Source organism: Micromonospora tarensis, assembly GCF_016803395.1.
Classification (GTDB): Bacteria; Actinomycetota; Actinomycetes; order Mycobacteriales; family Micromonosporaceae; genus Micromonospora; species Micromonospora tarensis.
Genome location: NZ_JAEVHL010000089.1, coordinates 1 through 22956, shown reverse-complemented (window position 1 = coordinate 22956; position 22956 = coordinate 1). Strand labels below are relative to the sequence as shown.

The window sequence follows — 22956 nt, the reverse complement described above, 5'->3', positions numbered from 1 at the left end:
CGGGTCATCCCGCGCTTGGGGCCACGCCGCGCTTGGGGCCACGCCGCGCTTGGGGCCACCCCGCGCTTGGGGGCCACCCCGCGCTTGGGGCCACCCCGGCTCAGGCCGGCGCGGTTCCGGTGTAGAAGGCGGTCGTGCGCTCGGCGGCGGCCTTGGCCTCGTCGGCGTCGGTGCCGGCGGCGATGCTCGCCTCACCCCACAGGTGGCTGCTCAGCTCCATGGCCCGTCGCCCCTCTGCGGAGGCGGTCCACTCGGCCGCCTGCTCCGGGGTGATTCCGCTGCCGTCGCCGGCCAGGTGCGAGGCGAGGCCGAGCAGCCCGAGGTCCCAGCCGACACCGACCGCGCCCGGCCCGAACTGGGCCCACCGGTCCTGGTCGACGTGCGCGATGTGGTCCAGCTCGAAGCGGGTCCGCTCGTCGTCGACCGGGGTGAGGCGCACCTCGATCCAGCTCACCTCGCCGCCCATCTCCCAGGTGGCGCTGAAGCGGTGCGGCGGCTCGCAGCTCTCGACGGTGCCGCCGGCGTTGCCCTGGAGCTGGTACGTGCCGCCCAGCCGCAGGTCACCGGAGATCGGCAGGAACCAGCGCGGGATGCGCTCGGCGCTCGTGCAGGCGTCCCACAGATCCTCGACCGTCGCCTGGTAGGTCTGGCTGATCGTGGTCACCCGCGCCTCACCGGCCTCCAGGGTGCGGCTGCCGACCCGGCGCTGCACGGCGTTGATCTGCTCGGTGGCGTCGAACATCAGGTGTTCCTCTCGTCGGGTGAGTCGGCGGGCCCGCGTAGTCGACGCTCGCGTCGGCCCCGGGCCAGCTCGGTGGCGAGTGCCGCCAGGGGTGGGGTCCAGAACCGGCGGAAGTGGTCCAGCCAGCCGTCGACCTCGCGCAGTGGGCGTGGGTCGACCGCGTACAGCCGCCGGGTGCCCTCCGGCCGCACGGTGGCGAAGCCGTTGTCGCGCAACACCTTCAGGTGCTGGGACACGGCGGGCTGGGAGATGCCGAACTCGTCGCGGATGACCGCGCTGACCGCGCCGGCGGTCTGCTCGCCGGTGGCGAGCAGTTCCAGGATGCGGCGCCGGACCGGATCGCCCAGCACGTCGAAGGCGTGCACGACGACAGTTGTATCACCACCGGCTTATTTAAGCCAAGCTGGATACTCCGATGAGCTTGTCCAGCCGGATCGGCAGGTCCCGGACGCGTACCCCGGTGGCGTGGTGCACCGCGTTGGCGACCGCCGCGGCGGTGCCCACGATGCCGATCTCGCCGAGGCCCTTCACCCCGGCCGGGTTCAGCTCGTCGTCCTGCTCGTCCAGCCAGTACGCCTCGACCGACTCCACGTCCGCGCAACCGGTGATGTGGTATGTGGCCAGGTCGTGGTTGACCCAGTCGCCGTACCGCTCGTCGAGCAGGCCCTCCTCGTGCAGCGCCATCGACAACCCCATCGTCATCCCGCCGATGAGCTGGCTGCGTGCCGTCGTCGGGTTCACCACCCGGCCCGCCGCGAACACCCCGAGCATCCGGTTCAGTCGAACCTCGCCGGTGTCCACGTCCACCCGCACCTCGACGAACTGCGCCCCGTACGCGTACCGGGGCCGCGCGGGCTGGTTGCCCACCTCGTCGGTGGTGTCCGCCTCGGCGGTCACCTCGCCGGGGCTGTCCCGCAGCTTCTCCCGCAACGACTGGCAGGCGCGCACCACCGCCCAGCTCCAGCTCGCGGTACCCATCGACCCGCCGGCCACCGGGGCGGTCGGCAGGTCGCTGTCACCGATGCGAATCTCCACCCGCTCCGGCGGCACTCCGAGCGCGTCGGCGGCCACCTGCCAGATCGCCGTCCGGGCGCCGGTGCCGATGTCGGTGGCGTTGATCCGGACCAGGAACCCGCCGTCCGGGCGGGCGGTGGCGGTCGCCGAGGACGGCCGGGCCCGGGCCGGGTAGCTCGACCCGGCCACCCCGGTGCCGATCAGCCAGCGCCCGTCGCGCCGGGACCGGGGGGACGGGTTCCGGTCGGCCCAACCGAAGCGCCGCGCGCCCTCGCGCAGACAGCCGACCAGATTCCGGCTGGTGAACGGGCGCCCCTGGTCGGGGTCGACCGCCGTGTCGTTGCGGACGCGCAGCTCCACCGGGTCGATGCCGGCGGCGATGGCCAGCTCGTCCACGGCGGACTCCAGGGCGTACGCGCCGGGGCACTCGCCGGGGGCGCGCATCCAGAACGGTGTGGGCACGTCCAGGCGAACCAGCCGGTGCGTGGTGCGCCGGTGCGGTGCGGCGTACATGCTGCGGGTGTAGACGGCGGTCTGCTCGGCGAACTCCCGGATGGTCGAGGTCTGGCTGATCGCGTCGTGGCAGATCGCGGTGAGCCGCCCGTCGGTGTCGGCGGCGAGGCGGACCCGCTGGATGGTGGGGGTGCGGTAGCCGATCGGCCCGAACAGCTGCTGGCGGGTCAACGCCAGCCTGACCGGCCGGTCCACGTGCCGGGCGGCGAGAGCGGCCAGCACCACCGGGGCCTTGGCGTACCCCTTGCTGCCGAAGCCGCCACCGACGTGCTCGGCGACGACCCGGATCGACTCCGGGGGCAGCTCGAACAGCTCGGCCAGCGTGGCGCGCACCGACGAGGTGCCCTGGGTGGAGTCGTGCACCAGCAGCCGCCCGTCGTGCCAGTGCGCCGTGGTGGCGTGCGGTTCCATCGGGTTGTTGTGGTACGCCGGGGTCCGGTACGTGGTGTCCACCCGCACCGGCGCGGCGGCGTACCCGGCGTCGAAGTCGCCCTCGGCGGTGTCTGCCGGATAGCTGGGGTTGACGTGGTCCGGCTTGTACAGACCGGGATGGTCGTCGGTGAGCACGGTGCTGTGCGGGCCGGCGTCGTAGTCGATCCGGACCAGCCGGGCGCCCTCGCGGGCCGCCTCCAGGCTGGTGGCCACCACCACGGCGACGTACTGCCCCCGGTAGTGCACCGCCGGCTCCTGCAACAGCCACAACTCCCGCTCCGGGCCGGGCGCGAGCCGGGGCGCGTTGCCGTGGTGCAGCACGGCCAGCACCCCGGGGGACGCCAGCGCCGCCGCGGTGTCCACCCGGGTGATCCGACCCCGCACGACAGCCGACGGCACCGCCCAGCCGTACGTCACCCCGTCGACCGGGTACTCCACCGCGTAGCGGGCCGTGCCGGTGACCTTCTCGGGCCCCTCCAGGCGAGGGTGCGCCCGGCCGACCGCGTCGCCGCTCCCGGCCCGGCCGACCGTGTCGTCGCTCCCGGCCCGGCCGGCCGCGTCGTCGCTCACGAGGCGGCCAGTTCGGTGAGCGCCCGTACGGTGATGGCCCGGGTCAGCGGCAGTTTGAAGCCGTTGTGCCGCAGCGGGCGTGCCTCGGCCAGCTCGGCGTCGGCGGCCCGGGCCGCCAGTGCCGGGCTGAACGGGTGACCCCGCAGCTCCTGCTCGGCCCGGTATGCCCGCCACGGCCGGTGCGCCACCGCCCCGTACGCCAGCCGCACGTCGCGGACCAGGTCACCGTCGAGGTCCAGCACGGCGGCCACGGAGCCGGCGGCGAAGGCGAACGACGCCCGGTCGCGCACCTTGAGGTACGTCGAGCGGCGCGCGGCCGGCAGCGGCGGCAGGCGGACGGCGGTGATCAGCGTGCCCCGGGCCATTGTGGTCTCCCGTTCCGGGTGCGTGCCCGGGGAGCGGTAGAGGGCGGTGATCGGGATGTCGCGGGGGCCGTCGGTCTCGTGTACCTGCACCACCGCGTCGAGGGCGGTCAGCGCGACGGCCAGGTCGGACGGGTGGGTGGCCACGCACTGTTCGGACCAGTCCAGCACCGCCAGGTCCCGGTTCTGGCCGTGCCGGGCCGCGCAACCGCTGCCCGGCTCGCGCTTGTTGCACGCCTTGCCGGTGTCCTGGAAGTAGACGCAGCGGGTGCGCTGCAACAGGTTGCCGCCGGTGGTGGCCATGTTGCGCAGCTGCCCGGAGGCGGCGGCGAGCAGGGCGCGGGCCAGCACCGGATAGTCCCGGCGTACCGCCGGGTGGGCGGCGAGGTCGCTGTTGCGGACGGTGGCGCCGATCCGCAGCCCGCCGTCGGGCAGCTCCTCGACGGTGTCCAGCGGGAGTCGGGTCAGGTCCACCAGCACGTCGGGGCGTTGCACCCCGAGTTTCATCAGGTCCACCAGGTTGGTCCCGCCGCCCAGGTAGGCGGCCTGCGGCTCCGCGCCGAGCAGGGCGACCGCGTCGGCCACGTCGGCCGGGCGGTGGTAGCGGAACGCCCTCACCGGGCCGCCGCCCGCCCGCCGGCCGCCGTCTCGCGCACCGCCGCGACGATGTGCGGGTACGCGGCGCAGCGGCACAGGTTGCCGGCCATCCGCTCGCGGATCTCCGCGTCGGTCAGCTCGGCGGGCGCGTCGAGGTCCCCGGTGACCGCGCTGGGCCAGCCCTGGGCGACCTCGTCGAGCATGCCCCGGGCGGAGCAGAGCTGCCCGGGGGTGCAGTAGCCGCACTGGAACGCGTCGTGCGCGATGAACGCGGCCTGGAGCGGGGACAGCTCGCCCGGCTCGGCCAGCCCTTCGACGGTGACCACCGACCGGCCGTCCACGGTGACCGCGAAGACCAGGCAGCTCTTCACCCGGCGGCCGTCCAGCAGCACGGTGCAGGAGCCGCACTGGCCGTGGTCGCAGCCCTTCTTGGCCCCGATCAGGCCGAGGTGCTCGCGCAGCGCGTCGAGCACCGTGGTGCGGTTGTCCAGGGTGAGCGTCTGGGAGGTGCCGTTGACCTCGAACACCACCCGGGAGGCGTGTCCCGCATCGGTCGTCGTCGCGTTCTCCGGTCCGCCCTGCACCGGCCCAGACTAGCCTTACCGGTATATCTCGGGGCGAATAACGCGAACCTGTCGTACGGGGGTGAGGCCGGTGGTCGCCGGGCTGTTGCTGGCCGCCGGCGCGGGACGGCGCCTGGGCCGGCCGAAGGCGCTTGTTGAGCTGGACGGCGAACCGTTGGTCCGGCGCGGGGTCCGGCTGCTGGGCGACGGCGGCTGCGCGCCGGTGCACGTGGTGCTCGGCGCGGGCGTGGACGAGTTGCCCGAGCTGCCCGGCGCGGTGCCGGTCCGGCACGACCGCTGGCCCGACGGGCTGGGCTCGTCGCTGCTGCGCGGGCTGGCCTCGCTGCCGGCCGACACACCTGCCGCTGTCGTGGTCCTCGTCGACCAGCCGCTGCTCAGCCCGGTCGCGGTGCGCCGGGTACGCCTGGCGTACGCCGACGGGGCGGTCGTCGCGGTGGCCACCTACGCCGGCCGCGGCGGCCACCCATCCTGCTGGGCCGGCGACCTGGTCGCTGCTGCCCGGATACGCCGTCGGCGACCGGGGCGCCCGCGACCTGCTGCGCGACCGGCCGGAGCTGGTCGTCGAGGTGCCCTGCGACGACGTCGGCTGCCCGGTCGACGTGGACACCCCGGCCGACCTGCTCCGGCTGCGCGCGGAGCCGGCCCACCACGCCGCTCGACCGGTCAGCGGCGGGTGAGCCAGCGGGGCAGTCCCTGGCTGGTCACCGCGTGATAGGTGATCATCACGATGACGGCGATCAGGCCCAGCAGCGGGTTGACGAACCAGCCGAGCAGGCCGCCGAGCCCGTACAGGACGAGGCCGGTGACCGGGCGCAGCCGCTGCGCCCGCACGTACCCCGGGTCGACCCGGCTCTCCAGCAGGGCCGGGTGGCGATGCAGATAGCCGAAGAACACCAGCCAGGGGGCCGACATCAGGGCCGCGGAGAGCGCGTACAGGGCGACCGCCGCGCGCTGGTCGTCGGTGTCGCCCCGGGTGAACGCGGACGCCAGCACCGCTGTCGGAAAGGGAATGATCACCGCGCCGAAGAGGACGCCGAGGTTGATCCAGCTCAGCGCGAGGGTGGTCCGGCGGATCAACCGCAGCAGCGCGTGGTGGTTGAGCCAGAGCACCCCGATGTAGACGAAGGACACCACGAAGGCGAGGTACGAGGGGCCCTCGTCGAGCAGACCGGTCAGCAGCTCGCCCTCGTGGTACTCCGGCACCCGCAGGTCGATGACGAGCAGCGTGATGACGATGGCGAAGACGCCGTCGCTGAACGCCGTCATCCGGTCGGTGCCGGCCATCCGCCCGGTGGGCTCGGGCTGTGCGACCTCGTCGGGTGCTGCGGACATTGCCGCAGGCTAGCCACTCGACGCGGCGGCCGGTGGCGGTTTCGTCCAGCCGGTACGTGAACGGCCGCCCGGGGTCACCCCCGGGCGGCGTTCGCACCACCCGCGTCTCAGGCCACCGGCGTCGCGGTGCCGGTCGCCCGGGCGGCTCGCTGGTGGGCGCGGATCAGCTCGGCGTAGCGCATACCGCTCGCCTTCATCGTCCGCCGCTGGGTGACGTAGTCGACGTGCACCAACCCGAAGCGCTTGTCGTAGCCGTACGCCCACTCGAAGTTGTCCAGCAGCGACCAGACGAAGTAGCCGTCCAGCGGCACGCCCCGGGCCACCGCCGACGCGCACGCCGCGAGGTGCTGCTCCAGGTAGTCGGTGCGCTCCTTGTCCTCCACCCTGCCGTCCGCGGTGACCTCGTCCGGCCAGGCCGAACCGCTCTCGGTGACGATGATCCGGCCCGGCCGGTACTCCTCGTGCACGTCGACGAGCAGCCGCTCCAGGCCCGCCGGGTACATCTCCCAGCCCATCGCGGTCTCCACCGAGCCGGGCACCGGCACCTGCCGGGCGTACGGCGCCAGGCCGCTCGGGTCGTCGACCACCAGCTGCCGGAAGTAGTAGTTCACCCCGAGGAAGTCGGTGGGCGTGGCGATCACCGCCAGGTCGTCGTCGCGGACCGGCGGCTCGACCCCGTAGGTGGCGATCATGTCGGCGGGGTAGCCGCGTCCGTGGATCGGGTCCAGCCACCACCTGTTGACGTGACCGTCCGCCCGGCGGGCCGCCGCGACGTCCTCCGGCCGGTCGGTGGCCGCCTCGATCGGGCTGAGGTTGAGCACCAGGCCCACCGAGGCTGGCCGGGCGGCGTTGGCGCGGATCGCCTGGGTGGCCAGACCGTGACCGAGCAGCACGTGGTGCGAGGTGTGCACCGCCCGGGTGAGGTCCCGCTCGCCGGGAGCCATCTTCCCCTCCAGGTGCCCGATCCAGGACACGCAGAGCGGTTCGTTGACAGTGCACCAGTCCGCGACCCGGTCACCGAGGCGGCCGGCGACCACCGCCGCGTAGTCGGCGAACGCCTCGGCGGTGGCGCGCTCCGGCCAGCCGCCGCGGTCCTGCAGAACCTGCGGCAGATCCCAGTGGTAGAGGGTGACGAACGGCCGGATCCCGTCGGCCAGCAGCGTGTCGACGAGTCGGTCGTAGAAGTCCAGCCCGGCGGGGTTGACCCGGCCGACACCGTCGGGCATCACCCGGGGCCAGGCCACCGAGAACCGGTACGCGTCCACGCCGAGCCGACGCAGCAGCGCCACGTCCTCCGGCCAGCGGTGGTAGTGGTCGCAGGCCACCGCGCCGGTGTCGCCGTTGTCGACGGCACCGGGAGTCGCCGAGAAGGTGTCCCAGATGGACGGCGCCCGGCCGTCGACGTCGACGGCCCCCTCGATCTGGTACGCCGCCGTGGCGACACCCCAGAGGAAGTCGGGTGGCAGCTTGGACAGGTCGGGCACGGGATGGTTCTCCTCTGGGATCGGATGACTCACTTGACCGCGCCGGCGGTGAGGCCGGCGACGAAGTACCGCTGTAGGGCCAGGAACCCGACGACGACCGGGATGCTGACCACCAGCGAGGCGGCCATGATCTGGTTCCAGTAGACGTTGAACTGGGTGGAGTAGCCCTGCAGGCCGACGGCCAGGGTGCGGCTGCCCTCGTCGGTCATCACCGACGCGAACAGCACCTCACCCCAGGCGGTCATGAACGCGTACACGGTGACCGCGACGACGCCCGGCACGGCGGCCGGCAGGATGACCTGGAACAGGGTGCGCAGCGCCCCGGCCCCGTCGACCTGCGCCGCCTCGTCCAGGCCCCGGGGGATCGAGTCGAAGTAGCCGACCAGCATCCAGATCGAGAACGGCAGCGAGAAGGTCAGGTACGTGATGACCAGGCCGGTACGGCTGGCGTACAGCTCGATGCCGGTCGCGTTGCCCAGGTTGACGTAGATGAGGAAGAGCGGCAGCAGGAACAGGATGCCGGGGAACATCTGGGTGGACAGCACCGTCACCGAGAAGACGCCCCGGCCACGGAACCGGTAGCGGCTGACCGCGAACGCGGCGAAGATCGCCACGGCCACCGAGCAGACCGCCGCGATGCTCGACACCACCAGGCTGTTCACCAGGTACCGGGCCAGCGGAACGGTGCTCCACATGTCGACGAACGGTTGCAGGGTGGGCCGGCTGGGCCACCAGGTGAAGCCGTTCTGCACGTCCTGCAACGGCTTCGCCGCGGAGGTGACCATCACGTACAGCGGGACGAGGACGAAGAGGGTGAGGAAGGTCAGCACGATGCGCCGACCCCAGCGCTCACCGGCGGTCTCACGCATGGTCGCTCCTCCGACGGTTGGTGATCAGCAGGTACCCGGCCGAGACGACCAGCAGGAACAGCAGCAGCGCCACCGACATCGCCGAGCCGGAGCCGAAGTCCCAGGTCTTGAAGGAGCTGCGGTAGATGTGGATGGAGATCAGGTCGGCCTGCTCCGGCGCGGAACCGCCGAAGAGCACGTACGGGGTGTTGAAGTCGTTGAACGTCCAGAGGAAGAGCACCAGCAGCAGCACCAGGTTGACCGGCCGCAGCATCGGCAGGGTGACCGAGCGCAGCCGACGCCAGAACCCGGCACCGTCGATCGCGGCGGCCTCGTACAGCTCGCCGGGCACGTTCTGTAGCCCGGCCATCAGGCAGAGGAACGCGAACGGCCAGTTGCGCCAGACCGACACCACCAGCAGCGACCAGAAGCTGTTGTCGCCGATCAACCAGAACGGCCTGTCGTCGAGCAGCCCGAGCTGGTCGACGAGGACGTGGTTGACCAGGCCGGTGTCGCGTTGCAGCAGGAAGCTCCAGGTGATCACGGCGGCGTAGACCGGCAGCGCGTACGGGGTGAGGAACAGCGCCCGCAGGATCGCCCGTCCCCGGAACGGCCGTTGCAGGACGACTGCGCCGAGATGCCGAGCAGCCAGGCGAACCCGACCGAGAGCAGGCTGTAGACCAGGGTGATCCAGAACGAGTGCAGCAGTTCCTTGCCGGCGGCGCTGTTCAGGTCGAGCGTCGCCCGGTAGTTCTCCAGCCCGACGAAGGGCGCGGTGGACCAGTTGCGGATGTGGAACTGGGTCAGCTCCAGCAGGCTCATCCACACCCCGACCACCATGGGGATCACGTGGATGGCGAGTTCCAGCACGACGGCCGGTGCGAGCAGCAGGTACGGCAGGAGCGAGCGGCGCGGGCCGCGGGGCCGGCGGGCCGGCCCCCGGGCGGGTGACCCGGCCCGGGGTGCGCGCCGGTCGGCGTCGGCCGCGGTGGTGCTGGTTGCCATCGGGGTCCTCTCGGAGGCGGTGGCCGTGGCCGGGCTCAGCACCCGACCACGGCCACCGGTGACGCCTGGGTCAGCGCATCTTCTGCTGCGCGTCGGTCAGCTTGGCCTTCACCGACTCCTCGGTGACCGGCTTGCCGCTGGCCGCGTCGGCGAACAACTCCTTCATCGCGGTGCCGACCAGGGTCTCGAAGGTGCTCTCCTCGGGCACCTGCGGCAGCGGGGCCGCGGTGGTGACCAGGGTCTCCTGGATGGTCTTCTGCTCCGGGGCGCTGAACGCCGGGTCGGCGCCCGCGGTCTTCACCGCCGGCAGCGAGCCGTAGGTGCGGTTGAGGATCGTCTGCTCCTCGTCGCTGGTCATGAACTTGACGAAGTTCAGCGCGCCGTCCTTGTTCTTGGTGTGCTTGAACACCGCCATGTTGATCCCGGCGACCATGCTGTTGACCTTCTTGCCACCGGCCGGCGGGCTGGCCAGGAACGGGACCGGGGCCACCCCGTACGCGTCGGCGGGCATGTTCTGCGTCTTGAGGTTCGAGCCGGCGGACTGCCAGAGCAGCATGGCGGCCTTGCCGTTGGCGAAGTCGGAGACCGACTGGTTCTGCGCGTACTCGGCGTTGCTCGGGTTGGTGATCTTGTCGGCGGCCATGAAGTCGACGTACCGCTTGACGGCCGAGACGTTCTGCGGGGTGTCGAAGGTCGGCTTGCCGGCCGAGTCGAACCACTCACCGCCGTACTGCTGGCTGAAGGTGAAGGCGTGGTGCGCGTTCTCCGACGGGTTGGCCCCCTCGATCGCCAGGCCCCACTTGCCGCCGGTGCTCAGCTTCTTGCCGTACTCGGCGAGCTGCTCCCAGGTGGTCGGCGGCGCGGTGATGCCGGCGTCGGCGAACGCCTTCTTGTTGTAGTACAGGCTGTACGCCATGCTGTAGAGCGGCACGGCGGCCGGCGGCTTGCCGGGGGCGCCGGCGGCGGCGAGCGCGGCGGGCACGATCCGGTCCTTGCCGCCGACGGCCTGCAGGGCGGCGTCGTCGAACTCGACCAGCGCGCCGGTGGCCTGCAACGACGCCGACCAGGTGTTGCCGATGTTCACCACGTCCGGGCCCTTGCCCGAGGTGGCGGCGGCCAGCAACCGGTTGAGCAGGTCCGACCAGGGCACCACCTCGACGGTGACCTTGATCCCGGTCTGCTTCTCGAACTTGTCCAGCTCCGGCTGGAGGATCGTCTTGTCCGCCTCCAGGCTGGCGCCCTGGTTGCTGGCCCAGTAGGTGAGCGTCTTCGGCGATGCGGCGGAGTCGTCGCCGGAGCCGCCGCAGGCCGTCAAGGAGGCGGCGGCCAGTACGGCGGCGGTGAATATCCCGAGGTGTCGTCTCGACACGGTCAGCCCTTCCGGTGCGTGGTGGGGGTCCGTCGACCTCCGTCGCCGATAGGGGTCGGGCGACGGGCGGTCGGCTGCGGACAGGGTTCGGGGGTGCGCCGTCGGGGTCCGTCGGCGTTTCCCGGGAGTTACATCACGGCTTAATTTATGTCGTCATTAAAGTTGTTGGCTGATGGGTCGTCAAGCACGGGGCGGTTACAGTCGCCTCGAACTCCCGACGGGAACGAGGTGACGAGTGGAGCTGGCGCGTGCCACCAACCGCAGCGTGCGGCTGCGCAACCGGTCCGCCCTGCTGACCAAGCTCTTCCTCGACGGTCCGCTCACCCGGCAGGACCTGGTCCGCAGCACCGGGCTGAGCCAGCCCGCGGTGAGCAACGTGGTGGCCGACCTGATCGACGAGGGGCTGGTCGCGGAGGCGGGGGCCGCCGAGTCCGACGGCGGCCGGCCCAGCATGCTGCTGCGGATCGCGCCCCGCTTCGCCTTCGTGGCCGGCGTGGACGTCGGTGAGACCCGGGTCCGGGTGGAGCTGTTCGACTTCGCGATGACCCTGCTGGCCAGCGTCGAGTACCCGCTCGACCCGGCCCGCACCGAGCCGGACCTGGTGGCCGGGCACGTGCTGGCCGGCATCGACGCGGTGACCACCTCGGCCAGGGTGGCCACCGCCGACGTGCTCGGCGTCGGCATCGGCGTCTCCGGCGTGGTCGAGCAGGGCACCGAGGCGGTCGTGCACGCCCAGGCCCTCGGCTGGGACCGGGTGCCGCTGGAGCGGCTGATCGGCGCCGGCACCGACCTCCCGCTGCACATCGACAACGGCGCGAAGACCCTCGGCCAGGCGGAGATGTGGTTCGGCGCCGGTCGGGGTGCCCGGCACGCCGTCTTCGCGCTGGTCGGCTCCGGGGTGGGCGCGTCGGTGGTCACCAACGGCGCCACCTACCGGGGCGCGTCCAGCAGCGCGGGGGAGTGGGGACACACCACCCTGGTGTACGGCGGTCGGGCCTGTCGGTGCGGCGCGCGCGGCTGCCTGGAGGCGTACGTGGGGGCGGAGGCGATCATCGACCGCTACCGGGAGGCGCGCCGGGGCCGACCGGTGCCCGGCGATGACGAGGAGTCGCAGCTCGCCGCGCTGGTCGCCGCCGCCGAGACCTCGGCCACCGCCCGCCGGGTGCTGGACGACACCGCCGGCTACCTCGGTGCCGGGGTGGCCAACCTGATCAACCTGTTCAACCCGGAGCGGGTGGTGCTCGGCGGCTGGGCGGCGATGGCGCTGGGCGACCTGCTGCCGGCCGTCCGGGACGCGGCCGGCCGGCAGGCGTTGCGTCAGCCGTACGACCAGGCGTCGATCGAGCTGTGCCGGCTCGGCGTGGACGCGGTGGCGCTGGGCGCGGCGACCCTCCCGATCGCCCGCTTCCTCACCGACGGCGGCGTCCGCCGCTGACCGATCCGACGGCGCTGCCGTGCCCAGCCCGCCCGTGATCGCGTGATGGCGCCCGACGCTGGTTCATGATCGTGCTTGATCCTGGTCGTTGTGGTCTCCGTTCGTGCGGAGGGCCCTCTCTCCTGGATCGAGCACGGTCTTGGGCGGTCGGCGCCCCGGTCGATCACGCCCAGCCGCGGCGTGGGTGACGGGTTGCCGAGGGCAGGAATTACACAAAACTGATTCTCGGGATAAATAACGGTGTTATAGATCGATGTCTTGACGCCACCGCAATCTCGCCGCAACACTCCTACGAGAGCGCTCTCCTCCCCGCGGCGTCGCCTCGGCGGCACCACCCCCGGCGTCCCGGGCGAACCCGATCCCATCCGTGCGGCAACCCGTAACCCCCTATCGACAGGCGATGTCATGACATCTCGTGCTAGATCCGTACGCCCGCGTCCCTGGACCGTGCGGCACCTGCTCGTCGGGCTCACCGTGGCCCTGGTCGCGACGCTCACCCCGACCGGAGCCACCGCGCCCGCGCAGGCCGCCCCCACCCTGCTGTCCCAGGGCCGCCCGGCCACCGCCTCGTCCACCGAGAACGCCGGCACCCCGGCCGCCGCCGCCGTCGACGGCAACACCGGCACCCGCTGGTCCAGCGCGTTCAGCGACCCGCAGTGGCTCCAGGTCGACCTGGGCGCCCGCGCCACCATCACCCAGGTCAACCTGCTCTGGGAGGGCGCCTACGGCCGGGCCTTCCAGCTCCAGACCTCCGACAACGGGTCCACCTGGACCACGATCTACTCCACCACCACCGGCACCGGCGGCACCCAGAACCTCACCGTCTCCGGCGCCGGCCGCTACGTCCGCATGTACGGCACCGCCCGGGGCACCGGCTACGGCTACTCGCTCTGGGAGTTCCAGGTCTATGGCGAAACCGGCGGCGGCACCGGGGAACCCCCGGTCACGCCCACCGACCCGTACAACCCCAACCTCGGGTCGAACACCTTCGTCTTCGACCCGAGCACGCCGACGTCGACCATCCAGAGCCGACTGAACACCCTCTTCACCCAGCAGGAGACCAACCAGTTCGGCCCGCAGCGCTACGCGGTGCTGTTCAAGCCCGGCACCTACACCGCCGACGTCAACCTCGGGTTCTTCACCCAGGTCGCCGGGCTCGGCATGAGCCCGGACGACGTCAACCTCAACGGCCACGTCCGCACCGAGGCGTTCTGGATGGGCGGCAACGCCACCCAGAACTTCTGGCGGGCCGCCGAGAACCTCTCGGTCACCCTGCCGGCCGGGCAGACGGTGGAGCGCTGGGCGGTGTCCCAGGCCGCGCCGTACCGGCGGATGCACCTGCGCGGCGCGCAGAACCAGATCCAGCTCTGGAACGGCGGCGACGGCTGGTCCAGCGGCGGTCTGCTGGCCGACACCCGCATCGACGGCCTGGTCGTCTCCGGCTCGCAGCAGCAGTGGTACTCCCGCAACAGCGAGTTCGGCAACGGTTGGACCGGCTCGGTGTGGAACATGGTCTTCCAGGGCGTCACCGGCGCGCCCGCGCCGAGCTTCCCCAACCCGTCGCACACCGTCATCGCCCAGACCCCGCAGGTCCGGGAGAAGCCGTTCCTCTACGTGACCGGTAGCGGTGAGTACCGGGTCTTCGTGCCCGCGCTGCGCAGCAACTCCACCGGCACCAGCTGGTACAACAAGACTCCGGCCGGCTCGTCGCTGTCGCTGTCGCAGTTCTTCGTGGTCCAGCCCGGCACCAGCGCCGCCACCATCAACGCCGCCCTCGCCCAGGGCAAGCACCTGCTCTTCACCCCGGGCGTGCACCACGTCACCGAACCGATCCAGGTCAACCGGGCCGACACGGTGATCCTCGGGCTGGGCCTGGCCACCATCCAGGCCGACAACGGCAGCGTGGGGATGCGGGTCGCCGACGTGGACGGCGTCAAGGTGGCCGGCATCATGTTCGAGGCCGGCACCACCAACTCGCCGGTGCTGATGGAGGTCGGACCGTCCGGTTCGTCCGCGAGCCACGCCACCAACCCGACCTCACTGCACGACGTGTTCTTCCGCATCGGCGGGCCGCACGTCGGCAAGGCCACCAACACGCTGACCGTCAACAGCGACAACGTGATCGGCGACCACATGTGGCTGTGGCGGGCCGACCACGCCGCCAGCGGCGTACCGACCGGGTGGACGCTGAACACCGCCGACACCGGGCTCACCGTCAACGGCGACAACGTCACCATGTACGGCCTCTTCGTCGAGCACTACCAGAAGTACCAGACCATCTGGAACGGCAACGGTGGGCGGACGTACTTCTACCAGAACGAGCTGCCGTACGACGTGCCCAACCAGGCGGCCTGGATGAACGGCTCGACCCGGGGCTACGCGGCGTACAAGGTCGCCGACTCGGTGACCAGCCACCAGGCGTGGGGACTGGGTAGCTACAGCTACTTCAACGTCAACCCCGCGGTGGTCGAGGAGCGCTCCTTCGAGGTGCCGGTCAACCCGAACGTGCGCTTCACCAACATGGTGACCGTCTCGCTCGGTGGCGTCGGCACCATCAACCGGGTGATCAACAACGCCGGTGGCACCGCGAACGCGGCCAACCAGACGGTGTACCTGACCACCTACCCCTGACCGGGGCGCCCGCGCGCCCGGTCAGACCGACCGGGCCGGCCGGGTCGCACCGTGGGCCGAGCCGCCCGGTCCCGCCGAGACCGGGCCGGCCTCGGTCGTGCCCAGACACCTTCCCTTCGGGCTGTCCATCCGGGCGGTGGCCGATCGTGTGCAGGATGACAGGTCAGCGCGCGGCGGGCTACTGGTCCGTCACCGCGGACTGCCGCGACGGTTGGCCGGGGACGGCCGGCGCGTCGGCGAGGATGCCCCGCATCACGTCCTCCACGTTGGGCACCTGGGCCAGCTCGCCGAGGCCCTCGACGTAGCGCAGCAACCGCAGCTGCATCGCCTCCAGCTCCGCGCGGCAGCGCGCGTCGTCCGGCCAGGACGACTCGGGCTCGTCCGGGTGGGTCTGCTCCCAGGCCCGCAGGCGTGGGTGCCACCGGGAGAGGAACGGCCGCAGCTCGTTGTTGAGCATCGCGATCCCGAGGTGCTCAACGGTCGGGCGACCGGTGGTCCGAACGGTCGGCGCCGCCTGGCTCAGCACCTCCCGGGTGATCCCGAACAGCTGGTAGAGCGACGTCAACGCCTCCCGGACGAGGCCGGTGCCGGTCGCCAGCGGCTGGCCGGACACCCGGGTGACCGCCTCGACGAACAGCCGCCACGCGGTCTGCCTGTTGTCCCGGGTGACCGCGAACCGCAGCTCGCTGAACTGCGGGACCGAGACCGTCACCTCCGCCAACTGGAAGAACCGCGAGTAGGCGGACGCCACCACCGCCGCGACGCCGCCCGCCGTCGTGCCGCAGAGCGCGAAGAGCGCCGGCCCGGTCAACCGGCTGGCCAGGTAGACCGCCAACCCAGCGGCGGCACCGGCCACCAGACCCAAGGCGATGTGAAGCCATCGGGAACCGCGCCACCGCATCAGCATTCCTGCATGGTCCCAGACAACCTCCACTGGGGAGCCGCGCGCCCCGCGACACGGCGTGCCGGTGCGCTAGGCGGGCGTGGGTCGGCCCGCCCCGATGGTCTGCTCGATCGCCATCCTGAGCCTCTCCAGCCGGGCGTCCGGCGGGTCCGCCGGTGTCCACCGCCGGAAGTCGGCGGCCAGGCGGTCACGCCGGACCGGGGAGGCGTCGAGGTCGGTGTCGTCGAGCAGCACCGGAATGAGCATCGTCCGCCCGGTGTCCTGCTCGCGGGCGAGGCAGTGCGCGATCTCGGCCCGCACCCAGGGACTGGCCAGCGCCTCGTCGGAGCAGCAGAGGACGACCGCGTCGACGCCGTCGAGCGCCTGCCGCACGGCCGACAGGATCACGTCGCCGGGCAACAGGTCGACCCGGTCGAGCCAGCACCGGAAGCCCCAGCCGGTCAACTGGTTGTAGAGCCAGACCGCGAAGTCCGCCTGGTCCCAGCTGTAGGAGATGAAGACGATGTGGTCGGGACGGCGTTGGACCGGGCAGACCAGATAACCGGGGGCCCGGCTGGTCCACCCGGCGTCGCGCAACATCCCGCTGAGCCGGTCGTAGTCCACCAGCTCGATGTGCTGGCTGCGCGCGCCGTAGCCGGCCCGTACGTCGTCGGAGAAGGAGGACCGCGTCACGATCGCGGCCTTCGACACCATCGTCCGGTCCCGCGCGCCGTTGACCCGGTCGACGACGTCGATGCCGACGATGCCCGACGGGCCGTCCTCGATCGACAGCAGCATCGCCGCGTCCGCCTGGTCCGCCCGGTGCACCAGCCAGAACCTGCCGCCGGCGACCTCGACCAGGCGGACACCCTGGGCGTTCGACTCGTTGAGCAGACTCAGCACGGTCCGCTCCAGGCCGGTCGTGCGCAGCCGGTCGAGGTGGTCGGGATGACGTCGCAGGGAGCGGAGGAACGCCCGGTCGAGGTCGCTCCGCGGTTCGCGGATGCCGGTCCGGGCCTGGTCGGTGTGCGCGAACGCGGCGTCGTAGGAGTCCAGCAGCAACAGGTCGAAGCGGCGCTCGGTCAGCGACACGCTTGCCTTGTCCGGCGAGTGCAGGTCGTCCTGGCCCACCGCGATGCGACGGCCGTGGATCGTCGCTTCGCGCAGCTGCCACGACGAGCCATCCTGCACCCGGGTGAGCGCTTCGGCGAACTCGACCGCGTCGAGCTGGACGTCCGCCCAGTTGTACTCGTTGGTCCCCTCACTGACGTCGGCGGTGGCGGACCAGAGCGATCCGCTCAGGCGTATCCGCGACCCCACCAGCTCAGCGCCGACGCTCCAGTACGACCCGTCCCACAGATTCTCGTGGTGGGCCAGGAGGAGGGCTCGATCGTCCGTCATCGGCCGCTCCGTCCCGTCCGTGTCAGCTCGCTCGATGGTAGGAGCCGTCCCGTCGCTGGCGCGCGTTTGCCGGCGGGTGCGTCGGGAACCCGATCCACCCCGGCCACGGGCGTCACCCGTGGTCGCGGCAGTGGACGGAGGTCGCCATGGCGTACCGTTCGACGGCGGTCACGGACACCGCGCCCGACCTGGCCCTGCTCACGCTCGGCGTGGAGGAGGAGTTCCTGCTGCTCGACCCGGACAGTGGGCGGAACCTGCCGGTGGCCGACGAGGTGCTGGCCGCGCTGCGCGGCGCCGCCCGGGACCAGAGCCGGCAGGAGTTCCGGCACAGCATGGTGGAGATGGTCACGCCGGTCTGCGCCGAACTCACCGACCTGCGCGCGCACCTGGTGGCGCTGCGCCGCTCCGCCGCCGAGGCCGCCGCGGCGGCCGGTGCCCGACTGGTGGCGGTCGGCGCCACCCCGGTCGCCGAGCCGCACCGGACGGTGCCCGACAGACCGCGCTACCACGCGATGTCGCGCCGGTACGGACCGGTGGCGCACGACCCGGCGGTGTGCGGCTGCCACGTGCACGTCGGGCTGCCCGACCGGGAACTGGCCGTGCAGGTCTGCAACCACCTGCGGGCGTGGCTGCCGGTGGTGCAGGCGATCACCACCAACTCTCCGCTGCACGACGGGCAGGACACCGGGCACGCCAGCTGGCGGTCGATGCAGCTGGAACGCTGGCCCAGCATCGGTCCGACCCCGTACTTCGAGTCGGTGGCCGACTACGACCGGACCGTGGACGAGCTGATCGCCGCCGGCATCATGCTCGACGCGGCGATGGTCTACTGGTACGCCCGGCCGTCGTCGGCGTACCCGACGGTGGAGATCCGGGTGGGTGACGTCTGCCCGGACGTCGACGACGCGGTGCTGGTGGCCGCGCTGGTCCGGTCGCTCGTCGCCACGGTCGCCGACGACGTACGCGCCGGGGTGACCGCGCCGCCGATCCGCGACTGTCTGGTCGCCGCCGCGCACTGGCGGGCCGCCCACGACGGTCTCGACGGCGAGCTGATCGACCTGCGCGGCGGCGGCACCCGGGAGGCCTGGTCGCTCGTCGACGAGCTGATGGCGCTGATCGCCCCGGCCCTGCTGCGCCACGGCGACCTGGGGTACGTGCTGGCGCAACTGGCCCGGCTGCGCCGTGACGGCACCGGCGCGACCCGGCAGCGTCGGATCCTGGAGCGGACCGGTGACCTACGCGCCGTCATCGACGACCTGGTCACCCGCACGAGCGCGGGCTGACCGCCGTGGTGGCCGTTCCCGGAGCCACCCGGGCTCACCGCACGTCGTGCGTCTGTAGCCACAGCTCCAGCAGGCCGAGTTGCCACAGTTTGTTGCTGCCGGCCGCCGCCTCGGCCCGGTCCGGCTCGGCGAGCAGCCGGGCCACGTACTCCGGGCGGAACAACCCGCGCTCGCGGGCGACCGGCGCCTGCAACGCCTCGGCGACCAGCTCACGCACGGGCCCGTCCACGTTGCGCAGCGCCGGCACCGGGAAGTAGCCCTTGGGTCGGTCGATCACCTCGGCGGGCAGCACCTCCCGGGCGACAGCCTTGAGCACGCCCTTGCCGCCCTGGGCGACCTTGTGCTCCGGCGGGCAGTGCGCGGCCAGGGTGACCAGGTCCTGGTCGAGGAAGGGGGTGCGCACCTCCAGGCCCCACGCCATGCTCATGCTGTCCACCCGCTTGACCGGGTCGTCGGGCAGCATCAGGTGGGTGTCCAGGCGCAGCACGGCGTCCAGCGCGGTCTGCGCACCGGGCGCGGCGAGGTGGTCGGTGAGCAGCTCCCGGCTGGCGTCGTGCTCCAGTGCGTACGCCGGGCCGACCAGGCTGCGCAGCTCGTCGTGGTCGCGGTCGAAGAACGCGGCGGCGAACGTCTCGGCCGCGCCGTGCCGGGGCGCCTCGGTGAGTGGCTGGTGGTAGCCGTAGCCGGCGAACACCTCGTCGGCGCCCTGCCCCGACTGCGCCACCTTCACGTGCCGCGCCACCTGCTCGGAGAGTAGGTGGAAGGCGACCACGTCGTGGCTGCCCATCGGTTCGGTCATCGCCAGCACGGCGGCGCGGACGGCGGGCACCAGATCGTCGTCGGCCAGCCGGATCCGCTGGTGGTCGGTGCCGTACGCGCGGGCCACCAGGTCGGAGTAGTGGAACTCGTCGCCGGCCTCGCCGCCCCGGCTGTCGAAGCCGATGCTGAACGTGCGCAGGTGCTGTTGGCCGGCCTCGGCGAGCAGCGCCACGATGAGGCTGGAGTCCAGCCCACCGGAGAGCAGCACCCCCACCGGCACGTCGGCGACCAGCCGTCGGCGTACCGCCGCGCGCAGCGCGTCGCCGATGGCGGCCCGCCAGTCGGCGGCGTCCATTCCCGCGTCGGCGGGCTCCCGCACGTAGTCGGGCCGCCAGTACACCTCCTCGCGGCTGCGCCCGTCCGCCTCGATCACCCGCAGGGTGGCCGGGGGCAGCTTGCGCACCCCGCGCAGCACGGTTCGCGGCGCGGGCACGATGGAGTGCCAGGACAGGTAGTGGTGCAGCGCCACCGGGTCGATGGCGGTGTCGACGTCGCCGGCGGCCAGCAGCGCGGGCAGGGTGGAGGCGAACCGGAGCCGCCCGGGCGTCTCGGCGAGGTAGAGCGGTTTGATGCCGAGCCGGTCGCGGGCCAGCACCAGCCGCCGCCGGGCCCGGTCGACCAGCCCGATCGCGAACATGCCGACCAGGTGGTCGACGAAACGCTCACCCCAGTGCGCGTACGCCACCAGGATCACCTCGGTGTCGCTGGTGGAGGCGAAGGCGTACCCGGCGTTGCGCAGCTCCTCGCGCAGTTCCGGGTAGTTGTAGATGCAGCCGTTGAAGACCAGCGCCAGCCCCAGGTCGTCGCGGACCATCGGCTGCCCACCGGCGTCGGACAGGTCGATGATGGTCAACCGGCGGTGCCCGAGGGTCACCCAGCCGTCGGTGAACAGGCCCTCGCCGTCCGGGCCGCGCGATTGCAACGCCTCGGTCATCCGGGTGACCGCCGCCGCGTCGGGCGACCGGCCGTCGAAGCGCGCCTCCCCGCTGATTCCGCACATCAGGCCGGCTGGTGGTGGTTCAGGGCAGACATTCGCGTCCTCCTGTCGCGTCTCCCCGACTGGTGGTGGCGGGGGCCCCGCCGTGCGAACGGGGCCGCTGGCTACCCGGGTGCGGGGCGGACAAACCCCGCCGGTCTCAGGTACGCAGGGTGCGCAGGATGCGGGCCAACTCGGCGCGGTCGGCGTCGTCGAGGTGGCCGAAGAAGCGGTCCGCCTCGGCCCGTCGGGCGGTCCGGATGGCGGTGCTGACCCGCTCGCCCTCCTCGGTCAGCGCGACCAGGGTCGCCCGGCGGTCGGCCGGGTCGGGTCGGCGCTCGACCAGCCCACGGGTCTGCAGGTCGTCGATCACCTCGGTGGCCGAGCGGGGCGCGATGAGCAGGTGCTCGGCGAGGGTGCCGGGGCGCACCTCGCCGTGCCGGGCCAGCACGCCGAGGGCCCGGGACTGGCTCGGGGTGATCTCCCAGGGCGCCAGCGCGTCGCGGGTCTGCCGGCGCAGCCGGGACGCGACCGCCCAGAACGTCTCGGCCAGGCTCTCGTCGTCGGCGCTGTCGGGGTGCGCGATCACCGGAATACGGTAGCAGGATATGTGGTTGCTCCCTCTTGATGAGGTAACCTCAGCATTGTTTCCGACGAGAGGCAGCAACCCCTTGGAACCCACCCCCACGGGCCGCGACCGCGGCCACCGCGCGCTCAGCGCCGAAGAGAAGGCCCAGGCCCGCCAGGTGTCACTGCGGCGCATCGGGCGGCTGTTCACCCCGCACCGACCCGCGCTGGCCGCCGTCACCGCGATCATCGTGCTCTCCTCGATCATCGCGATGGCCACCCCGTTCCTGCTCCGTACGGTGATCGACCGGGCCCTGCCGCAGGGCGACGTGACCCTGCTGGTCTGGCTGGTCCTCGGCATGGTCGCCGTCGCGGCGGTGACCTCCGCGCTCGGCGTCGTGCAGACCTGGATCTCCACCCAGGTCGGCCAGCGGGTCATGCACCGGCTGCGCACCGACGTGTTCCGCCACCTCCAGCGCCAGTCGCTCGGCTTCTTCACCCGCACCCGCACCGGCGAGGTGCAGTCCCGGATCACCAACGACATCGGCGGCATGCAGTCGGTGGTCACCTCCACCGCCACCGCCGTCGCGGCGAACCTCACCACCGTCGTCGCCACCGCTGTCGCCATGGTCGCACTCTCCTGGCAGCTCTCAGTGGTCTCGCTCGTGGTGCTGCCCCCGGCCATCTGGCTGACCCGCCGGGTCGCCCGGATGCGCCGCGAGATCACCGCCCAGCGGCAGCGCGAACTCGCCGACCTCAACGTCACCGTCGAGGAGGGCCTGTCGATCAGCGGCGTGCAGCTGGCCAAGACCCTCGGCACCGGCCCCGCGCTGGTCGACCGCTTCACCGCCTCCTCGGAGCGCCTGGTCGACCTGGAGCTGCGCAGTGAGCTGGCCGGTCGCTGGCGGATGGCCTCGACGAGCATCATCTTCGCCGCCGTACCGGCGGTCATCTACCTCGCCGCCGGGCTGCCCGGCACGGCCGGCACGCTGAGCATCGGCACCCTGGTCGCCTTCACCGCCCTGCAGGGCGGCCTGTTCCGGCCGCTGATGGGGCTGCTCAACGTGGGCGTCTCGCTCACCTCGTCGCTGGCGCTGTTCGCCCGGATCTTCGAGTACCTGGACCTGCCGGTCGACGTGGCCGACCCCGCCGAGCCGGTCCGCCTCGACCCCGCACGGGTCCGGGGCCACCTGCGCCTGGAAGACGTCACCTTCGGCTACCCGGGTAGCGACACCGCGGCCCTCGCCGGGGTCACACTGGACGTGCCCGCCGGCACCAGCCTCGCCCTGGTCGGCGAGACCGGCTCCGGCAAGAGCACCCTCGCCGGGCTGGTCAGCCGGTTGCACGACCCGACCGGCGGCCGGGTCACCATCGACGGCGTCGACCTGCGCGAGCTGCGCCTGGCCGATCTGGCCGCGATCGTCGGCGTGGTCAGCCAGGAGACGTACCTGTTGCACACCACCGTCCGGGAGAACCTGCGCTACGCCCGGCCGGCCGCCACCGACGCCGAGATCGAGGACGCCGCCCACGCCGCGCAGATCCACGACCTGATCGCCGGGCTGCCCGACGGGTACGACACCGTGGTCGGCTCCCGCGGCCACCGGTTCTCCGGCGGCGAGAAGCAGCGTCTGGCGATCGCCCGTACGCTGCTGCGCGACCCGCGCATCCTGGTCCTCGACGAGGCCACCAGCGCACTGGACACCGAGACCGAACGGGCCGTGCAGCGGGCGTTCGACGTGCTCGCCCGGGGCCGGACGACGATCACCATCGCGCACCGACTCTCCACGATCCGCGACGCGGACCAGATCGCGGTGCTCGACCACGGCCGGATCGTCGAGGCCGGCACCCACGACAGCCTGGTGGACCGCAACGGCCGGTACGCCACCCTCGCCGGCTGATCCTGGATCATAACCGTCTCGAAACGGTCGTAGAACTGTCTCGTTACTTGGAGGCCAGGTGCCGGTAGACGGTGGCCCGCGAGACGCCCAGGGTGGCGGCGATGGCATCCACCGAGTGGGTGCCCGCCGCGTGCATCCGCCGGGCCGCCTCGACCTGCTCGCGGCCCAGCGCCCGCGGTCGCCCCGGCCGCCGGCGCTTCCCGCCGGTCCG

At 72.3% G+C, this 22956-nt stretch carries 21 protein-coding genes; 5 read left to right on the top strand and 16 right to left on the bottom strand.

Going from position 1 to position 22956, the window contains the following annotated elements; all coding sequences use genetic code 11:
- Window positions 1-100 precede the first annotated feature (100 nt).
- From JM949_RS18230 to JM949_RS18210, 5 genes are read right to left on the bottom strand one after another with little or no spacing between them, the layout of a single operon-like run.
- Entirely contained in the window at window positions 101-742 is a 642-nt protein-coding gene (locus JM949_RS18230) for an SRPBCC family protein (RefSeq protein WP_203149629.1), read from the bottom strand.
- Window positions 742-1107, bottom strand: a complete 366-nt coding sequence (locus JM949_RS18225) for an ArsR/SmtB family transcription factor (RefSeq protein ID WP_203149628.1) — start codon at window positions 1105-1107, stop codon at window positions 742-744. Before JM949_RS18225 ends, JM949_RS18230 begins: the two co-directional genes overlap by 1 nt.
- Window positions 1108-1135: 28 nt before the next feature.
- A complete protein-coding gene (locus tag JM949_RS18220; RefSeq protein WP_309232215.1) occupies window positions 1136-3271 on the bottom strand; it encodes a xanthine dehydrogenase family protein molybdopterin-binding subunit in 2136 nt (711 codons plus the stop codon).
- Entirely contained in the window at window positions 3268-4251 is a 984-nt protein-coding gene (locus JM949_RS18215) for an FAD binding domain-containing protein (RefSeq protein ID WP_203149627.1), read from the bottom strand. The genes JM949_RS18220 and JM949_RS18215 overlap by 4 nt, the downstream gene beginning before the upstream one ends.
- Window positions 4248-4760 (bottom strand): 2Fe-2S iron-sulfur cluster-binding protein, encoded by a 513-nt coding sequence (locus JM949_RS18210; protein WP_203149631.1) that lies wholly within the window; start codon window positions 4758-4760, stop codon window positions 4248-4250. The genes JM949_RS18215 and JM949_RS18210 overlap by 4 nt, the downstream gene beginning before the upstream one ends.
- Window positions 4761-4875: 115 nt before the next feature.
- On the opposite strand from JM949_RS18210, the gene JM949_RS18205 reads away from it, so the two are divergent.
- Window positions 4876-5526 (top strand): nucleotidyltransferase family protein, encoded by a 651-nt coding sequence (locus JM949_RS18205; RefSeq protein ID WP_309232214.1) that lies wholly within the window; start codon window positions 4876-4878, stop codon window positions 5524-5526.
- On the opposite strand, the gene JM949_RS18200 is transcribed toward JM949_RS18205, so the two are convergent.
- From JM949_RS18200 to JM949_RS18180, 6 genes are all read right to left on the bottom strand, one after another.
- The gene (locus tag JM949_RS18200; RefSeq protein ID WP_203149626.1) at window positions 5478-6146 is read right to left on the bottom strand and encodes a TMEM175 family protein; all 669 of its coding nucleotides are present in this window, start codon (window positions 6144-6146) and stop codon (window positions 5478-5480) included. The two genes, JM949_RS18205 and JM949_RS18200, sit on opposite strands and share 49 nt — an antisense overlap.
- Window positions 6147-6253: 107 nt before the next feature.
- Complete coding sequence (locus JM949_RS18195; RefSeq protein WP_203149625.1) at window positions 6254-7630, bottom strand: GH1 family beta-glucosidase; 1377 nt, start codon at window positions 7628-7630, stop codon at window positions 6254-6256.
- 29 nt (window positions 7631-7659) lie between these two features.
- The gene (locus JM949_RS18190; RefSeq protein WP_203149624.1) at window positions 7660-8499 is read right to left on the bottom strand and encodes a carbohydrate ABC transporter permease; all 840 of its coding nucleotides are present in this window, start codon (window positions 8497-8499) and stop codon (window positions 7660-7662) included.
- Window positions 8492-9040 (bottom strand): carbohydrate ABC transporter permease, encoded by a 549-nt coding sequence (locus JM949_RS18185; protein ID WP_238433408.1) that lies wholly within the window; start codon window positions 9038-9040, stop codon window positions 8492-8494. The genes JM949_RS18190 and JM949_RS18185 overlap by 8 nt, the downstream gene beginning before the upstream one ends.
- Window positions 9019-9483, bottom strand: coding sequence for a hypothetical protein (locus JM949_RS37285; RefSeq protein ID WP_238433414.1), 465 nt, complete (start codon window positions 9481-9483; stop codon window positions 9019-9021). The genes JM949_RS18185 and JM949_RS37285 overlap by 22 nt, the downstream gene beginning before the upstream one ends.
- A 70-nt stretch (window positions 9484-9553) precedes the next feature.
- Complete coding sequence (locus tag JM949_RS18180; protein ID WP_203149622.1) at window positions 9554-10852, bottom strand: ABC transporter substrate-binding protein; 1299 nt, start codon at window positions 10850-10852, stop codon at window positions 9554-9556.
- 235 nt (window positions 10853-11087) lie between these two features.
- On the opposite strand from JM949_RS18180, the gene JM949_RS18175 reads away from it, so the two are divergent.
- Entirely contained in the window at window positions 11088-12287 is a 1200-nt protein-coding gene (locus JM949_RS18175) for an ROK family transcriptional regulator (RefSeq protein WP_203149621.1), read from the top strand.
- A 405-nt stretch (window positions 12288-12692) separates the two neighbouring features.
- The gene (locus JM949_RS18170) at window positions 12693-14918 is read left to right on the top strand and encodes a discoidin domain-containing protein (protein WP_203149620.1); all 2226 of its coding nucleotides are present in this window, start codon (window positions 12693-12695) and stop codon (window positions 14916-14918) included.
- 178 nt (window positions 14919-15096) lie between these two features.
- On the opposite strand, the gene JM949_RS18165 is transcribed toward JM949_RS18170, so the two are convergent.
- Both JM949_RS18165 and JM949_RS18160 read right to left on the bottom strand, forming a co-directional pair.
- Window positions 15097-15825 (bottom strand): hypothetical protein, encoded by a 729-nt coding sequence (locus tag JM949_RS18165; RefSeq protein WP_203149619.1) that lies wholly within the window; start codon window positions 15823-15825, stop codon window positions 15097-15099.
- Between the two features lie 66 nt (window positions 15826-15891).
- Window positions 15892-17202, bottom strand: coding sequence for a TIR domain-containing protein (locus JM949_RS18160; protein ID WP_203149618.1), 1311 nt, complete (start codon window positions 17200-17202; stop codon window positions 15892-15894).
- A 146-nt stretch (window positions 17203-17348) separates the two neighbouring features.
- Here JM949_RS18160 and JM949_RS18155 point away from each other — a divergent pair, with 146 nt between their 5' ends.
- Window positions 17349-18485 (top strand): carboxylate-amine ligase, encoded by a 1137-nt coding sequence (locus JM949_RS18155; protein ID WP_203149617.1) that lies wholly within the window; start codon window positions 17349-17351, stop codon window positions 18483-18485.
- A gap of 34 nt (window positions 18486-18519) precedes the next feature.
- Here JM949_RS18155 and JM949_RS18150 read toward each other — a convergent pair whose 3' ends face one another.
- Window positions 18520-20304, bottom strand: coding sequence for an N-acetylglutaminylglutamine amidotransferase (locus JM949_RS18150; RefSeq protein WP_203149616.1), 1785 nt, complete (start codon window positions 20302-20304; stop codon window positions 18520-18522).
- 136 nt (window positions 20305-20440) lie between these two features.
- The gene (locus JM949_RS18145; RefSeq protein WP_309232212.1) at window positions 20441-20869 is read right to left on the bottom strand and encodes a MarR family winged helix-turn-helix transcriptional regulator; all 429 of its coding nucleotides are present in this window, start codon (window positions 20867-20869) and stop codon (window positions 20441-20443) included.
- Between the two features lie 82 nt (window positions 20870-20951).
- On the opposite strand from JM949_RS18145, the gene JM949_RS18140 reads away from it, so the two are divergent.
- Complete coding sequence (locus JM949_RS18140; RefSeq protein ID WP_203149615.1) at window positions 20952-22745, top strand: ABC transporter ATP-binding protein; 1794 nt, start codon at window positions 20952-20954, stop codon at window positions 22743-22745.
- 43 nt (window positions 22746-22788) lie between these two features.
- On the opposite strand, the gene JM949_RS39780 is transcribed toward JM949_RS18140, so the two are convergent.
- Window positions 22789-22956: helix-turn-helix domain-containing protein (locus tag JM949_RS39780; RefSeq protein WP_203149614.1), on the bottom strand; the 168-nt coding region annotated here is incomplete at its 5' end.

Excerpts from the sequence above, each read along its gene's own strand:
- JM949_RS18190 (WP_203149624.1), bottom strand. The coding sequence starts at position 8,499 with ATGCGTGAGACCGCCGGTGAGCGCTGGGGTCGGCGCATCGTGCTGACC.
- JM949_RS18160 (WP_203149618.1), bottom strand. The coding sequence starts at position 17,202 with ATGACGGACGATCGAGCCCTCCTCCTGGCCCACCACGAGAATCTGTGG.
- JM949_RS18150 (WP_203149616.1), bottom strand. The coding sequence starts at position 20,304 with ATGTGCGGAATCAGCGGGGAGGCGCGCTTCGACGGCCGGTCGCCCGAC.
- JM949_RS18155 (WP_203149617.1), top strand. The coding sequence starts at position 17,349 with ATGGCGTACCGTTCGACGGCGGTCACGGACACCGCGCCCGACCTGGCC.
- JM949_RS18165 (WP_203149619.1), bottom strand. The coding sequence starts at position 15,825 with ATGCTGATGCGGTGGCGCGGTTCCCGATGGCTTCACATCGCCTTGGGT.
- JM949_RS18200 (WP_203149626.1), bottom strand. The coding sequence starts at position 6,146 with ATGTCCGCAGCACCCGACGAGGTCGCACAGCCCGAGCCCACCGGGCGG.
- JM949_RS18230 (WP_203149629.1), bottom strand. The coding sequence starts at position 742 with ATGTTCGACGCCACCGAGCAGATCAACGCCGTGCAGCGCCGGGTCGGC.
- JM949_RS37285 (WP_238433414.1), bottom strand. The coding sequence starts at position 9,483 with ATGGCAACCAGCACCACCGCGGCCGACGCCGACCGGCGCGCACCCCGG.
- JM949_RS18170 (WP_203149620.1), top strand. The coding sequence starts at position 12,693 with ATGACATCTCGTGCTAGATCCGTACGCCCGCGTCCCTGGACCGTGCGG.